General features: G+C 61.7%; 14 protein-coding genes. 13 read left to right on the top strand and 1 reads right to left on the bottom strand.

Annotated elements, in window-relative coordinates; genetic code table 11:
• Positions 1-6: 6 nt before the first annotated feature.
• Positions 7-1,215 (bottom strand): RLV_5639 family protein, encoded by a 1,209-nt coding sequence (locus N8A98_RS06245; protein WP_262170000.1) that lies wholly within the window; start codon positions 1,213-1,215, stop codon positions 7-9.
• 238 nt (positions 1,216-1,453) lie between these two features.
• Here N8A98_RS06245 and N8A98_RS06240 point away from each other — a divergent pair, with 238 nt between their 5' ends.
• The 13 genes from N8A98_RS06240 (at position 1,454) to upp (ending at position 15,501) form a co-directional block, all read left to right on the top strand.
• On the top strand, positions 1,454-1,918 hold the full coding sequence (locus tag N8A98_RS06240) for an SRPBCC family protein (RefSeq protein WP_262169998.1): 465 nt from the start codon (positions 1,454-1,456) through the stop codon (positions 1,916-1,918).
• Positions 1,919-2,396: 478 nt separating this feature from the next.
• Entirely contained in the window at positions 2,397-2,519 is a 123-nt protein-coding gene (locus N8A98_RS06235; RefSeq protein ID WP_262169997.1) for a hypothetical protein, read from the top strand.
• A 198-nt stretch (positions 2,520-2,717) separates the two neighbouring features.
• Entirely contained in the window at positions 2,718-3,722 is a 1,005-nt protein-coding gene (locus tag N8A98_RS06230; protein WP_390888804.1) for a BMP family lipoprotein, read from the top strand.
• Positions 3,723-3,747: 25 nt separating this feature from the next.
• Positions 3,748-5,328, top strand: a complete 1,581-nt coding sequence (locus N8A98_RS06225; protein ID WP_262171900.1) for an ABC transporter ATP-binding protein — start codon at positions 3,748-3,750, stop codon at positions 5,326-5,328.
• Positions 5,325-6,455 carry an ABC transporter permease gene (locus N8A98_RS06220; RefSeq protein ID WP_262169996.1) on the top strand — a complete coding sequence of 377 codons (1,131 nt, stop codon included), beginning with the start codon at positions 5,325-5,327 and terminating at the stop codon, positions 6,453-6,455. Before N8A98_RS06225 ends, N8A98_RS06220 begins: the two co-directional genes overlap by 4 nt.
• Before the next feature lies 1 nt (position 6,456).
• Positions 6,457-7,422: an ABC transporter permease gene (locus N8A98_RS06215; RefSeq protein ID WP_262169994.1), complete on the top strand. Its 966-nt coding sequence runs from the start codon at positions 6,457-6,459 to the stop codon at positions 7,420-7,422.
• A gap of 1 nt (position 7,423) precedes the next feature.
• The gene (locus tag N8A98_RS06210; RefSeq protein ID WP_262169993.1) at positions 7,424-7,834 is read left to right on the top strand and encodes a cytidine deaminase; all 411 of its coding nucleotides are present in this window, start codon (positions 7,424-7,426) and stop codon (positions 7,832-7,834) included.
• Between the two features lie 171 nt (positions 7,835-8,005).
• Positions 8,006-8,800 carry a purine-nucleoside phosphorylase gene (locus tag N8A98_RS06205; RefSeq protein WP_262169991.1) on the top strand — a complete coding sequence of 265 codons (795 nt, stop codon included), beginning with the start codon at positions 8,006-8,008 and terminating at the stop codon, positions 8,798-8,800.
• Complete coding sequence (gene deoC, locus N8A98_RS06200) at positions 8,797-9,786, top strand: deoxyribose-phosphate aldolase (RefSeq protein ID WP_262169990.1); 990 nt, start codon at positions 8,797-8,799, stop codon at positions 9,784-9,786. The genes N8A98_RS06205 and deoC overlap by 4 nt, the downstream gene beginning before the upstream one ends.
• 1 nt (position 9,787) lies before the next feature.
• Positions 9,788-12,154 carry an aldehyde dehydrogenase family protein gene (locus tag N8A98_RS06195; RefSeq protein WP_262169988.1) on the top strand — a complete coding sequence of 789 codons (2,367 nt, stop codon included), beginning with the start codon at positions 9,788-9,790 and terminating at the stop codon, positions 12,152-12,154.
• A gap of 150 nt (positions 12,155-12,304) precedes the next feature.
• Positions 12,305-13,627: a thymidine phosphorylase gene (gene deoA, locus N8A98_RS06190; RefSeq protein ID WP_262169987.1), complete on the top strand. Its 1,323-nt coding sequence runs from the start codon at positions 12,305-12,307 to the stop codon at positions 13,625-13,627.
• A gap of 4 nt (positions 13,628-13,631) precedes the next feature.
• Entirely contained in the window at positions 13,632-14,849 is a 1,218-nt protein-coding gene (locus tag N8A98_RS06185) for a phosphopentomutase (protein ID WP_262169985.1), read from the top strand.
• Positions 14,850-14,871: 22 nt separating this feature from the next.
• Positions 14,872-15,501 carry a uracil phosphoribosyltransferase gene (gene upp / locus N8A98_RS06180; RefSeq protein WP_113122636.1) on the top strand — a complete coding sequence of 210 codons (630 nt, stop codon included), beginning with the start codon at positions 14,872-14,874 and terminating at the stop codon, positions 15,499-15,501.
• The last annotated feature ends 38 nt before the right edge of the window (positions 15,502-15,539 follow it).

Here is a 15,539-nt window from a genome sequence, read left to right as displayed (position 1 = left end):
CCCGCATCAGTTCTTGGTTTCGAGCAGCAGGGCATTGCCATCGGCCGCCAAAGCCGCCAGGCGCCGCTTGCCATCTTCCACCGCATCGCGAATTTCGGCCGAATTCTTGGTCGAGGCGATCCGCATCTCGTTGATGATGGTGCGGCTCTTTTCCTGGAAATTGACTACCGAATCCACCAGCTTCTTGACTGCATCGGCGCGCACGGTGGGGCCATAGCCGGCCTTGACGGCCTCTTCCTGCACCTTGTCGCCAATCTCGGAAAGGGTCTCGAGGCTCTTGCTCATTCCCTCTTTCATGGCATTGAGCGTCTCGGTCGATTCATGCAGCCCGAACATGCCGGTGAACGAGGCACTGAGCGCGGTCAGCACGGTCTCATTGGTCGAGAAGAAGCTGATCGACTGCTGGTAGACGCGTTCCTTGGCATTGGTCGTCTGCATCAGCCGCGCCATCACCACTTCGGACGTATTGTAGGAAATGGTCAGATTGTCCGAGAGGTCCTTGGCGATCTGGTAGCGCTTTTCCTCGTTCTGCATCTCGCGGAGCTTCTCGTCGCGATCCATTTCGAGCCGTGCCCGATCGGCCGGAGCCGTGCCGGCATAGGCGGCAACCGCCGAGGACGCGGTCTGTAGGATATTCTTCTTCTCTTCGAGCCGCTTTTCGGCGGTGCCCAGCACTTCAAGCGCCATCACTTCGGATTGCTTGAGCGCGCCGCGGAAATCGCGATAGGCCTCGAGAATGGTCTGCTCGCGGTCGATCTGGTCCTTGGTGTCCTTGGTGACGTCGAGATAGACATCGCGAATCTTGTTGAAGCGCTGGGCGATATCGCCGCGGCTGACCTTCATCCATACATTGGAGGCGCGCTCCAGCAGGTCGATCTTGTTGTCGGCCAGCTGGTCGACCATGCCCTTGGCATCGTCGCGGATGGAATCGAACCCCTTGGTGATCTCTTCATAGCGCTCGCCGATCTTCATGGCGGCGATCTGCTCGCGCACCACCTCGTTAAAGGCGCTGGCCTGGCTCAGCGTGCGGCCGATCAGCACGACGCGTGTTTCATCCAGTTCGGTGATCTGGCTCAATAGGCCGTTGATCGGCTGCTCGCCCTGCTGCTCGGGCCAGATGCCCAGGTCGCGGATCGCATTGACCGCCTTATCCAGATACTGCAGCGGCTTCTCAGTTAGAGTGGCTGCTGGTGCTGATGTGACTTCGTTGGCCATGTTTTGCTCCCCGTGATCTGACGCCGATGCGGCGGAATGCGTGCCTTCAGGTCATAGATTGACCCTGTGCTGCAGGATGACAATTGCCACATATCTGCGACACAACTATTTAGGCCATATTGGTGCGAAAAAGCCGCACGTCAAACGGCGGGGCCACCATGCCGGCAAGTATTTGTTTCTACGGGCATTCAGGCCACAATGGGGCGGCCGGATCATCCCCTCCGGCAGGAGCGCGATAATGGATTTTGGCGGCCACTATATCATCGCCGCGCCCCGGCAAGAAGTCTGGGAAGCGCTCAACGACACCGCCATGCTCAAGGCCGCCATTCCCGGCTGCCACAAGATCGAATGGTCGAGCGAGAAGACCCTCGATCTCGAGATCAAGGTCAATCTCGGCGTCATCCACCCCGTGTTCAAGGGCGGGCTGACCCTGTCCAATATCCTGCCGTCCAAAAGCTACACCCTCACCGGCAAGGGCAAGGGGGGCCTGCTCGGCCTCGCCGAAGGGGCCGCCGACATCGTGCTGAGCGATGCGGGCGAGCAAACCGACCTGGTGTTCACCGCCCAGGGCGGCGCCTCCGGCCAGATCATGAAACTGGGCAAGGCCATTATCGGCAATTCCGCCCAGAAGGTCATCGACGGCTTCTTCGAACGCTTCGGCGCCGCCATGGGCGCCAAGGTCACGCCACTGCCGACGCACTAGCGCGTATTGGTCTTGATGTTCTCGATCCCACGCAACACGCGCTGAACGTGTAAGTTGGCTGGCGAACAATCGAAACCCACCCTTTGCGCCGCCGCGCGCGTACCCAGAAGATCGTCAGGTTCCGCATACGGTTCGACCTCAGCCAAGAGGCCAACCAACGTCTGTCGATACGTGGTGCCCGTGCCTAGGTTGCAGGTGTCCACAACTCTGATTGAGAGGTTAAGCAGTATTAATTGCCGTATCAGTGCATCATCGGCGGTCACCGTTGACGTCGTCTGCCCGATGATCAGGGTTGCAGCCAGAGCGATCCCCAATGGTTTCAAAACGCTGACCCTCCTTTGTCTGGTTAACGGATCGGATTGCCTTAACCTGAACTTAACCACACCTTGTTCTGCCCTCAAAGGATCACAATTGGCGCCGCGTTTCCGGGTTACTGAAGGACTAACAAAGTCCCTCAAATACCAGCCAGATGGCATTCATGACCGCCCCCACACGAGACACGCTCGCTCTGTTCGCCATCGCTGCGCTTGCCGTGCTGGCGGTGCTCTATGCCGATCTCAACCTTGCCGACCTGTTCGCCTCCCTGCTGAACGCCGGCTAGGGCGTCACCCTGCACAGGGCGCAAACACCCACGCCGCCTAGCCTGTGGACTATGCGCCCAAATTTTGACCAATCGGAAAAAATTGCCTTTTTCCCTCTTGCGGGCAGGGCATTTGCACGATTGTATCCCCTTTAGCGCACAGGGATTGTCCGTTGGCTGCAAGCGCCATCGCTCATGTGCGAGACAGGGAGACTATTCATGAAATTCAACATGTTCACCAAGGCCCTTGCAGGCGGTGTCGCGCTGAGCGCCATGCTGACCGGCGCGGCGCTGGCCGATCCGGCCGTGATCTACGATCTGGGCGGCAAGTTCGACAAGTCGTTCAACGAAGCCGCCTATAACGGCGCCGAAGAATGGAAGAAGGAAACCGGTGGTTCCTTCCTGGATCTGGAATTGCAGAACGATGCCCAGCGCGAACAGGCCCTACGCCGTTTCGCCGGCCAGGGTGCCAATCCCATCGTCATGGCCGGCTTCTCCTGGACTGCCGCGCTCACCGCTGTCGCCACTGAATTCCCCGACACCAATTTCGTCGTGATCGACACCGTCGTCGATGCGCCCAATGTGCAGTCGATCATTTTTGACGAACACACCGGTTCCTACCTGGTTGGCGTGCTCGCCGCCCTCAAGTCGGAAACCGGCACCGTTGGTTTTGTCGGCGGCATGGACGTTCCGCTGATCCACAAATTCTATTGTGGCTATGCCCAGGGCGCCAAGGCGGCTAATCCCGACATCAAGCTGATCGAAAACTACACCGGCACCACTCCCGCTGCCTGGAATGACCCCGTCACCGCCGGTGAATTGGCCAAGGCAGGCGTTGATGCCGGCGCCGACGTGATCTTCGCCGCCGCTGGCGGTTCGGGTCTGGGCGTGCTGCAGGCGATGAAGGACGCCGGCAAGTTCTCCATCGGTGTTGATTCCAACCAGAACTATCTGCAGCCCGGCTCGGTGCTGACCTCCATGGTCAAGCGCGTCGACGTTGCGGTCAAGAACGCGCTGACCGAAGCGGCAGACGATGCCACCTTCAAGCCCGGCCTCACGGTTCTGGGCCTGGCCCAGGATGGTGTCGGCTATGCCGTCGATGACAATAACAAGGCCCTGCTGACCCCAGAAATGATCGCCGCCGCCGAAGACTACAAGGCCAAGATCATCGCTGGTGAGATCGAGGTCCACGACTACACCACCGACTCGACCTGCCCGCTCTAAGCATAGCTGGATGAGTGGTGATCACATGAACCCGCAGCGGCCGGAAACGGCCGCTGCATCGGCGCCGGCCAATGGCTGGGCGATCGAGCTTGAGCAGATCAACAAGCGATTTGGCGCGGTTCACGCCAATAAGGACATCGATCTATCCATCGCCCGCGGCACCATCCACGGCATTGTAGGCGAGAACGGCGCCGGCAAGTCGACGCTCATGTCCATCCTCTATGGCTTCTACACCGCCGATAGCGGCACCATTCGCGTCAATGGACAGGTGCAGGCCATCACCGACAGCAGTCATGCTTTGTCGCTGGGCATCGGCATGGTGCATCAGCATTTCATGCTGGTTGATAATTTCTCCGTCCTCGAAAACATCGTGCTCGGTGCCGAGGATTCCGGTTTCCTCAAGCCAAGCCTGGATCGCGCCCGCAAGGAGCTGGATCGGCTGGAGCAGGAATACGACCTCGAGGTCGATCCCGACGCTATCATCGAGGATATCTCGGTGGGCCAGCAGCAGCGCGTCGAAATCCTCAAGGCCCTTTATCGCGGCGCCGAAACGCTGATCCTGGACGAACCCACGGGCGTGCTCACGCCCAAGGAAGCCGACGATCTGTTCCGCGTGCTCCGCACCCTGCGCGAACAGGGCAAGACGGTGATCCTGATCACCCACAAGCTGCGCGAAATCATGGCCATCACCGATACCGTTTCGGTCATGCGCCAGGGCCAGATGGTCGCCACCGTCAAGACCAGCGAAACCAGCCCCGAGCAATTGGCCGAACTCATGGTCGGCCGCCGCGTGCTGCTGCGCGTCGAAAAGGGCGAGGCCAAGCCCGGCCAGACCCTGCTCGAAGTGCAGAACCTGGTCGTCAAGGACGATATGGGCATTACCCGCGTCAAGGATGTCAGCTTCTCCGTCCGCGCCGGCGAAATCGTCGGCATTGCCGGCGTTTCCGGCAATGGCCAGTCCGAACTGCTAGAAGCCGTCTCGGGCATGCGCGACCAGAAATCGGGTAACGTTATCCTCAATGGCAATGCCCTCTCGCTCAAGGGCGATGACGGCGCCGCCCGCGCCCGTGCCGCCGGCCTCGCGCACGTCCCCGAGGATCGTCAGCGCATGGGGCTGGTCACCAATTTTTCCGAATGGGAAAATGCCATTCTAGGCTACCAGAACAGTCCCGATTACGGGCAGGGGCCTTTCCTTGACATCGGCGCTGCCAAAAAGCGCGCCGCCGAACACGTCAAACTGTTCGACGTCCGCCCCGCCAATATCAATCTCAAGACTTCGCTTTTCTCCGGCGGCAACCAGCAAAAGATCGTGCTGGCCCGCGAGATGGAGCGCGACCCCGACGTGCTGGTCATCGGCCAGCCCACCCGCGGCGTTGATATCGGCGCCATCGAATTCATCCATAACGAAATCATCAAGATGCGCGACGAGGGCAAGGCCATCCTGCTCGTCTCGGTCGAACTCGATGAAATTCGCTCCCTGGCCGATCGCATCATCGTCATGTTCGACGGCGTCATCGTGGGTGAAGCCGATCCCGCCACCGCCACCGAAGGCGAACTCGGCCTGATGATGGCCGGCATCAACAATAAAGAAGCGGCAACACAATGAGCGCCCGCAGACCCATACCCCGCTGGGCCGACGTCGCCCTGCTGCCTGCCATCAATCTGCTGCTGGCGCTGATCGTGTCCGGGCTGGTCGTGCTGTTTGTCGGCGAAAATCCGTTCCACGCTATCCAGGTCATCATCTATGGCGCCTTCGGCTATGGCGAGGGCGTCGGCTACACGCTCTATTACGCCACCAATTTCATCTTCACCGGCCTTGCCGTGGCGGTTGCCGCCCATGCCGGGCTCTTCAATATCGGTGGCGATGGCCAGGCCTATGTCGCGGGCCTCGGCGCCATCGTCGTGGCTTTGGCGCTCGACCAGACTCATTGGCTGATCGCCATGCCCCTGGCCGTCATCGCGGCCGGTGCCGTCGGTGGCTTCTGGGCCTTCGTGCCCGGCTGGCTCCAGGCCAAGCGCGGCAGCCATGTGGTCATCACCACCATCATGTTCAATTTCATCGCCGCCGCGCTGATGGTCTACATGGTCAATCGCGTGCTCAAGCCCGCCAGCACCATGGCCCCGGAGTCCGAAACCATCGACGTAGCCGGTCGCGTGCCGCAACTGCGCCAGTTCATGAGCTTTTTCGGCTATTCGCCGGTCAACCTGTCCATCGTTATCGCCATAGCGGCGCTGATCGGGGTCTATATCCTGATCTGGCACACCAAATTCGGCTATGCCATGCGCGTGCTCGGCCAGAACCCCACGGCCTCGCGCTATGCCGGCATTTCCAATTCCCGCATGATCATGATCACCATGACCATTTCCGGCGCGCTCGCTGGCATGGTGGCGATCAATGAAGTCATGGGCGTGCAAAACCGGCTGGTGCTCGATTTCGTCGCCGGCGCTGGTTTCGTCGGCATCGCCGTGGCGCTGATGGGCCGCAACCATCCCATCGGCATTGCGCTTGCCGCCGTGCTGTTCGGCGCGCTCTATCAAGGCGGGCAGGAACTGCAATTCGTCATCCCCGGCATTACCCGCGAAATGATCGTGGTGATCCAGGCTTTGGTGATCCTGTTCACCGGCGCCATGGAAGGCCTGTTCCGCCCCTCGCTCGAACGCGCCTTCATGCTGTTTTCGCCCGAACAAAAGGCCGACGCCGTCGCCGCCTCAACCGCCAAGACGGAGAGCTGACATGGATTTTCCTGCCATCCTCTCCATTCTGGACGCTACTATCCGCCTCTCGACGCCCCTCCTCTTGGCGTGTCTGGCCGGGCTCTATTCGGAACGCGCGGGCCTGTTCGATATTGGCCTTGAAGGCAAGATGCTGGCGGCGGCCTTTGCCGCCGGCGCCGTCGCCGCCATCACTGGTTCCGCCTGGATCGGCCTTGCCGCCGGCATGAGCGTGTCGCTGGCGACCGCACTCCTGCAAGGCGTTGCCGCCATCACCCTGCGCGGTAACCAGCTCATCGCCGGCGTTGCCATCAACATGCTGGCTGCGGGCCTCACCACGTTCCTCGGCCAGACCTGGTTCTCCCAGGGCGGCCGCACGCCACCGCTTGGCGAAGGCGGGCGCTTCGTGCCCATCAACCTGCCCTTCGCCAATGAATTGGCTGGTGTCCCCATCATCGGCCCGATCTACTACGAGCTGATTTCGGGTCACTATATCCTGGTCTATATCGCCTTCCTCATGGTGGCCGTCACCGCCTATGTGCTCTATCGCACCCGCTTCGGCCTGCGCCTGCGCGCCGTTGGCGAAAGCCCCAAGGCGGTCGACACGGCCGGCATTTCGGTGGTCAAGCTGCGCTATCAGGCGGTGATCATCACGGGCCTGCTCTGCGGCATTGCCGGGGCCTATTTCTCCATCGCCCAGGGTTCCGGCTTCGGCAACAACATGACGGCCGGCAAGGGCTATATCGCGCTCGCCGCTTTGATCTTTGCCAAGTGGAAGCCGGTGCCCGCCATGTTCACCTGCCTGCTGTTCGGCTTCCTCGATGCCCTGCAGATTCGCCTGCAAGGCGCGCGGCTGGGCGGAGTGGAAATCCCGGTCCAGGCCATTCAAGCTTTGCCCTATGTGCTGACCGTGATCCTGCTCGCCGGCTTCATCGGCAAGGCCGTGGGCCCCAAGGCCGGCGGCGTCGCCTATACCAAGGAGCGCTGACATGCCCCTGTTGCCAACCGACCAGACCCTGTTCGACGCCGCCGAAGCCGTGCGTGCCAAGGCCTATGCGCCCTATTCGAACTTCCATGTCGGCGCCGCCATTCTTGCTGACGACGGCAAGATCTATGCCGGCTGCAATGTCGAAAACGCCGCCTATCCCGTCGGCAATTGCGCCGAACCCAGCGCCATCGCCGCCATGCTTGCCGGCGGCGGCAAACGTATCAAGCGCATCTATGTCACCGGCCCTGGCACAACCCCGGTCACCCCCTGCGGCGGCTGCCGCCAACGCATCCGCGAGTTCGCTGACCTCGATGTCGAAGTCATCTCCCACGGCGTCGACGGCACCCCACTGGTCATGACGCTGGGCGACTTGCTGCCGCACAGCTTCGGCCCCGAGTTCCTGGGAAAATGAGCAGTTGGATACAGCGCTATCAGCACGCGTCCCCTCCCCCTTGAGGGGAGGGACAGGGTGGGGGTGTCGGACCATCCTCGCGCATAATGTATGTGGAACCGCCGACACCCCCACCCCGACCCTCCCCTCAAGGGGGAGGGAGGGAAAAAGCCCCGAAATCACGAGCACACCATGACCAAAGCCTCCAAGACCATCAAGAAAATCGCCGGTGAGGCACCTATCGAAGCCGCCATCGTGCTCGGCTCTGGCCTCTCCGCCATTGGCGAGCTCTTGGCTGACAAGGTCACCATTCCCTATTCCGAGCTCAAGGGCTTCCCCGGCGGCGGCGTTTCCGGCCATGGCCGCGACCTGCTCATCGGCACCATGGGCGGCAAGCGCATCGCCATCCTCACCGGCCGCGAGCATTATTACGAACACGGCAATGCCGCCGCCATGCGCCCCGCACTCGAAGCCATGGCCGAAATCGGCGCCAAGACCCTGCTGCTGACCAATTCGGCCGGCTCGCTCGACGAGCGCTTCCGCCCCGGCGATCTGATGCTGCTCTCCGATCACATCAATTATGCCGGCATGAACCCGCTGATCGGTGAACCCACCGACCGCCGTTTCGTCAACCTGGTCGATTGCTACGCCCCCGATCTGCGCGCCAAGGCGATTGCGTTGGGCGAGCGCCTCGATATCAAGGTCGGCGAAGGCATCTATCTGTGGTATTCTGGCCCCAGCTTTGAAACGGTCGCCGAAATCCAGATGGCCATTCGCCTGGGCGCCAATGCCGTGGGCATGTCCACGGCACCCGAAGTCATTCTCGGGCGTTTCCTGGGGATGAAGGTCTGGGCCTGCTCGTCCATCACCAATATGGGCGCGGGTCTCTCGAGCGAGAAAATCAGCCATGAACACACCAAGACCATGGCGGTACAAGGCGCAGAGAAGCTGAAAAAGCTCATACCAGCGCTGGTGGAGGAACTATGAGCCTACGCGTTGTAGACAACCCCGAGCCCCATACCCCGCACAAGCGCAATCCGGGCTTCCCGCTTGATCTCGATTGGGTCAGCAACGTTCGCATGAACCGCTCGGCGCTCGAACGCCGCGCCGGCTCCATCGGCGCGCGCCGCACCGTCAAAAAGGATTATCAGCTAGCCTGGCTGCTCAAAGCCATCACGCTGATCGATCTGACGACGCTCAATTCCGACGATACCGATGGCCGCGTCGAGCGCCTTTGCGCCAAGGCGCGCCATCCCCTGCGCACCGATATTCTCGACAAGCTCGATATCCCCGGCCTGCGCATCCTGCCCGGCGCCGTTTGCGTCTATCATAGCTTTGTCAAAACTGCGGTGAATGCCCTCGAAGGCACCGGCATTCCGGTTGCCGCCGTCTCCACCGCCTTTCCCCATGGCCTGGCCCCCCTCGAAACCAAGCTCAAGGAAATCGAGCTATCGGTCGCCGATGGCGCCAAGGAAATCGACATCGTCATCGAACGCGGCATGGTTTTGCGCGGCGATTGGCAGGCGCTCTACGATCAGGTCAAAGCCTTCCGCAAGGCCTGCGGCGACGCCCATATCAAGACCATTCTGGGCACCGGCGAGCTCGCCACCCAAACCAATATCGCCAAAGCCTCGCTGGTCTGCATGATGGCCGGCGCCGACTTCATCAAGACCTCGACCGGCAAGGAAAAGGTCAATGCCAATCTCGTCACCTCGCTGACCATGATCCGCATGATCCGTTGGTTCAATGAAGAGACCGGCATCGAAATCGGCTACAAACCCGCCGGCGGTATCGCGACGGCTGGCGACGCGCTGAAATACATGGCGCTGATGAAGGAAGAGCTCGGAACGCGTTACCTTCAACCCCATTTATTCCGTTTCGGCGCTAGCAGTCTGTTAACCGATATCGAGCGTCAGCTAGAACACGGCCTTACCGGCCATTACGCGGCTGACTACCGCCAGCCCATGGTTTGACATGAACAAGATCGCGCAAGTCTTCCAATCCCTCGACTACGGTCCGGCCCCCGAAGGCCCCGATCAGGCCAATGCTTGGCTCGATAGCCACGGGCGCAAATTCGGCCATTTCATCGACGGCACATGGACCAAACCCGGCAAAACCTTTGCCAGCGATAACCCCGCCAATGGCGAAAAACTGGCCGATATCACCGAGGGCACGACCGAAGACGTCAATACCGCCGTCAAAGCCGCCCGCGCCGCCTTCAAACCGTGGTCGGCCCTCTCCGGCTACGAGCGCGGCAAGTATCTCTACGCCATCGCCCGGGCGATCCAGAAGCATTCCCGCCTCTTCGCCGTGCTCGAAACCATGGACAATGGCAAGCCGATCCGCGAGAGCCGCGATGTCGATATCCCATTGGTAGCACGGCATTTTTACCATCACGCCGGCTGGGCCCAGCACCTCTCCCGCGAATTCCCCGACGCCGTCCCCTATGGCGTTTGCGGCCAGATCATCCCGTGGAATTTCCCGCTGCTGATGCTGGCCTGGAAGATCGCCCCCGCGCTCGCCGCCGGCAATACGGTCATCCTAAAACCCGCCGAATTCACCTCGCTGACGGCATTGCTGTTTGCCGAAATCTGCGAACGTGCCGGCCTGCCCAAGGGCGTGGTCAATATTGTCACGGGGCAGGGCGAAACCGGCCAAGCCATTGTTTCTCATGACGGTATCGACAAGATCGCCTTCACCGGCTCCACCGAAGTGGGCAAAGCCATCCGCGCCGCCACGGCCGGCACCGGCAAGGGCCTCAGCCTCGAATTGGGTGGCAAGTCACCCTATATCGTTTTCGAAGACGCCGATATCGACAGCGCCATCGAAGGCCTGGTCGACGCCATCTGGTTCAATCAGGGCCAGGTCTGCTGCGCCGGCTCCCGCCTGCTGGTGCAGGAAAGCATCGAAACCCGCTTTATCGCCAAGCTCAAGACGCGCATGGCGAGCCTGCGCGTCGGCGATCCGCTCGACAAATCCATCGACATCGGCGCGCTGGTCGCCCCGGTGCAGGTCGAACGCATCCGCGATCTGATGAAGCGCGGCGTGGCCGAAGGCGCAGTCGTCTACGAGGCCGATGGCCCGGTCCCCGCCAAGGGCTGCTTCCTGAAACCCGCTCTCGTCACCAATGTCTCCCCCGCTAATACCCTGGTGGCCGAGGAGATCTTTGGGCCCGTGCTGGTCGCCATGAGCTTCCGCACACCTGAAGAGGCGGTGGCGCTGGCCAACAACACCAAATACGGCCTCGCCGCGACGATCTGGAGCGAGAATATCAATCTGGCCCTCGACATCGCCCCCAAGATCAAGGCCGGCGTGGTCTGGATCAACGGCACCAATAATTTCGACGCCGCCGTGGGCTTCGGTGGCTACAAGGAATCCGGCTTCGGCCGCGAAGGTGGCCGCGAAGGCATGAGTGCCTATTTGAAACCAGCCTGGGAAAAGGAGCTCAAAGCCGCTCCTGCCGCCAAGCCTGCGCCAGCCAAGGCCGAGAACCCGCTCGATAGCGGCCATCTCGATCAGACAGCAAAGATGTATATCGGCGGCAAGCAATCCCGCCCCGACAGCGCCTACAATCGCGCCGTGCTCGACCCCAAAGGCCAGACCATTGGTGAAGTGGGCGAAGGCAATCGCAAGGACATTCGCAACGCCGTCGAAGCCGCCCGCGCTGCCCTGAGCTGGTCGACCACTGCCGCCCATACCCGCGCGCAGATCCTCTATTTCCTGGCCGAAAATCTCGACTACCGCCGCGACGAATTTGCCGCCCGCATCAAGGGGCAGACTGGCGAGGACGGCACCAACGAAGTCGCCCTCTCCGTCGAACGCCTCTTCGCCTTTGCTGGCTGGGCCGACAAATATGATGGCGCGGTCCACAATCCGCCCCTGCGCGCCGTCGCCGCCGCCATGGTCGAGCCGCTCGGCGTCATGGGCATTGTCGCCCCGCCATCGCGCCCGCTGCTCGGCTCCATCGCCTTGATCGCCCCGGCTTTGGCCATGGGCAACACGGTCGTGCTGGTGCCCTCGGCGCAATCGCCGCTCTCCATCACCGACCTCTACCAGGTCATCGAAACCTCCGACGTGCCCAATGGCGTGATCAACATCGTCACCGGCGATAGCGTCACTCTCGCCAAGACCTTGGCCGAGCATGACGGCGTCGACGGCTTGTGGTTCGCAGGCTCTGCCGAAGCCTCCGCCATGGTCGAGAAGGCCTCGATCACCAATCTCAAGCAGACTTGGACCAGCCGCGGCCTCTATTACGATCTGGCCGATCGGCGCTTCGAGGGCGATTACTTCCTGAGCAAGGCGACGCAGGTCAAGAACGTTTGGATTCCGTACGGGGCTTAGGTCCGGACATCGGAATACCCCCTCCTAACCTCCCCTGATAGGGGGAGGAAACGCGCGGTGGTTGGTATGAGATTGTGCCGCAAACTCGATCTGTCCCTCCCCCTATCAGGGGGAGGCTAGGGGGTATCCCCTAAACAAAAAGAGCCATCCATGGTCTTCCTCCCCCAAGAAGTCATCGCCAAAAAGCGCGACGGCCACGCCCTCTCGGCCGACGAGATCGCCGCCTTCATCCATGGCTTCACCCACGGCACAGTCTCCCACGCCCAGGCCGCCGCCCTCGCCATGGCCGTCTATTTCAACGACATGACCATGCAAGAACGCGTCGCGCTGACCCTGGCCATGCGCGATAGCGGCACCGTGCTCGACTGGTCCGATCTCGACGGCCCCGTGGCCGACAAACACTCCACCGGCGGCGTCGGCGACAATGTCAGCCTCATGCTCGCGCCAATCCTGGCCGCTATCGGCATCTATGTGCCCATGATCTCGGGCCGGGGTCTGGGCCATACCGGCGGCACGCTCGACAAGTTCGACGCCATTCCCGGCTATACCACCAGCCCCGACAATGCTCTGTTTCGCAAGGTTGTGAAGGAGGTCGGCTGCGCCATTATCGGCCAGACCGCCAATCTCGCCCCCGCCGACAAGACGCTCTACGCCATCCGCGACGTGACGGGGACGGTCGAATCCATTTCCCTTATCACCGCCTCCATCCTCTCCAAAAAGCTCGCTGCGGGGCTCGGCGCACTGATCCTCGACGTCAAAACCGGTTCGGGCGCCTTCATGCCCACGCTGGAAAAATCTAGGAATCTCGCGCAAAGCCTCGTCACTGTCGCCAATGGCGCGGGCCTCAAAACATCAGCTCTCATCACCGACATGAACGAGCCGCTGGCCTCCGCCGCCGGCAATGGCCTCGAAGTCCGCAACGCTGTCGACTTCCTCACCGGCAAGCATCAGGACGCCCGCCTGCGCGAAGTCACGCTCGCCCTCTGCGCCGAAGTCGCCGCCATGACTGGCATTGCCGAGAGCGTCCCCGCCGCCCGCAAGCTGGTCGATGACGCTCTTGATAGCGGACGCGCCGCCGAGCGCTTCGCCAAAATGGTCATGGCCCTTGGCGGCCCCACCGATTTCGTCGAAGCCATGGATACCCATCTCGCCCCGGCCCCCATCATCCGCGACGTCTTCGTGACGGGGCAGGGCACTATCGCTGCCATCGACACCAAAGGCGTCGGCATGGCCGTCGTCGCGCTAGGTGGCGGCCGCACCATGCCCAGCGACAGCATCGATCACACAGTCGGCTTCGACCGTCTCCTTGGCCTCGGCACTCAGGCCGACGCACAAACCCCCATCGCCCGCATCCACGCCCGCGACGAGGCCTCTGCCGCCGACGCCGAAGCGCGCCTCAAATCTGCGTATCGCCTGGGTGACACCGCCCCGCGCCACGATCTCATTGCCGCGCGCCTCGCGCCAACGGAGTAAGCCCATGCCCCGCGCCATTCTGTGCATTCTCGATAGCGTCGGCATTGGCGGCGCGCCCGACGCTGCCGCCTATGGCGATACCGGCTCCAACACCTTTGGCCACATCGCCGAACACGCCGCCGCGGGCAAAGCCGATCGCGCTGGCCTACGCGCCGGTCCGCTCAACGTGCCCAACCTCGATGCCCTCGGCATCGGCGCAGCCATAAAGCTTTCGACCGGCACCCTGCCGCCCAACCTCTCCGCCACGCCCAAGGGCGGCCGCTTCGGCGTGGGCCGCGAAGTCAGCAAGGGCAAGGACACCCCCTCCGGCCATTGGGAGATCGCCGGCGTGCCGGTGCCCTTCGAATGGGGCTATTTCCCGCAAACCGAGCCGACCTTTCCGCCCGCGCTGATCGAAGAATTCATTAAACGCGCCAAGCTGCCCGGCATTCTGGGCGACAAGCATGCCTCGGGCACCAATATCATTGCAGAGTTAGGCGAAGAGAGCATCCGCACCGGCAAGCCGATCTGCTACACCTCCATCGATAGCGTGTTCCAGATCGCCGCGCATGAAAGCCATTTCGGGCTCGATCGGCTCTACGAGATTTGCCAGATCGCTTTCGAGTTCACCGCGCCGCTCAATATCGGCCGCGTGATCGCCCGCCCCTTCGTGGGTGAGGATGCAAAGAGCTTCAAGCGCACCGGCAATCGCCGCGACTTTGCCATCGCTCCGCCCGAGCCGACCTTGCTCGATCGCAACAAGGAAGCCGGAAACCAGGTCTTCGCCATCGGCAAGATTTCCGACATCTATGCCGCCCATGGCGTCACTCATAAGCTCAAGGGCACTGGCCTGCCCCAATTGTTCGACAAGACGCTCGAGGCCATGGAAATGGCTGCCGATAACGCGTTCATCATGACCAATTTCGTCGATTTCGACAGTGAATATGGCCATCGCCGCGATGTGCCCGGCTATGCGGCGGCGCTCGAATATTTCGACACCCGCCTGCCCGAGTTGATCGCCAAGCTCAGGGACGATGATCTCTTGATCCTCACGGCCGACCACGGCAATGATCCAACCTGGCCCGGCACCGATCACACGCGAGAACAGATCCCGATTCTGCTCTTTTCCCCAAGCGTGTCGGCGGGCGAGATTGGCATTCGCTCCACCTTCGCAGATATTGGCGAAACCATTGCCCATTGGCTCGGCCTCGCACCCGGCCGTCATGGCAAAAGCTTTCTCTAACCCGACAAGAACAGGTGATCCAATGAGCAGCGTGACCGTCCTCGATCACCCCTTGATCCAGCACAAGCTGACCATCATGCGCAACAAGGAGACCTCCATCGCGGGGTTCCGCCGCCTGCTGCGCGAAATCGCCCATCTGATGTGCTACGAAGTCACGCGCGATCTCGAACTCGAGATGATCCCCATCGAGACCCCGATGGCCGAAATGCAGTCGCCTGCCATCAAGGGCAAGAAGCTGGTTTTCGCCTCCATCCTGCGTGCCGGCAATGGCCTGCTCGATGGCATGCTCGATCTGGTCCCGGCCGCCCGCGTCGCCCATATTGGTATCTATCGCGATCATGAAACGCTCGAGCCGGTCGAGTATTACTTCAAGGCTCCGTCCAACCTGGAAGATCGCCTGATCATTGTGGTCGATCCAATGCTGGCCACCGCCAACTCGGCCACCGCCGCCATCGACAAGCTCAAGGAACGCGGCGCCAACAATATCCGCTTCCTCTGCCTGCTCGCCGCCCCCGAAGGCATCAAGCATTTCGGTGAAACCCATCCCGACGTGCCGGTCTTCACCGCTTCCATCGACAGCCATCTCAACGAAAAGGGCTACATCATCCCCGGTCTTGGCGATGCGGGCGACCGCATGTACGGCACGAAATAAGCGCTGTCCTCTTGCCTCTCCCCCTCAGAGGAGAGGCA

This window comes from Devosia neptuniae, from assembly GCF_025452235.1.
Lineage (GTDB): Bacteria > Pseudomonadota > Alphaproteobacteria > Rhizobiales > Devosiaceae > Devosia.
This window is presented reverse-complemented; position numbering and strand designations above follow the sequence as displayed.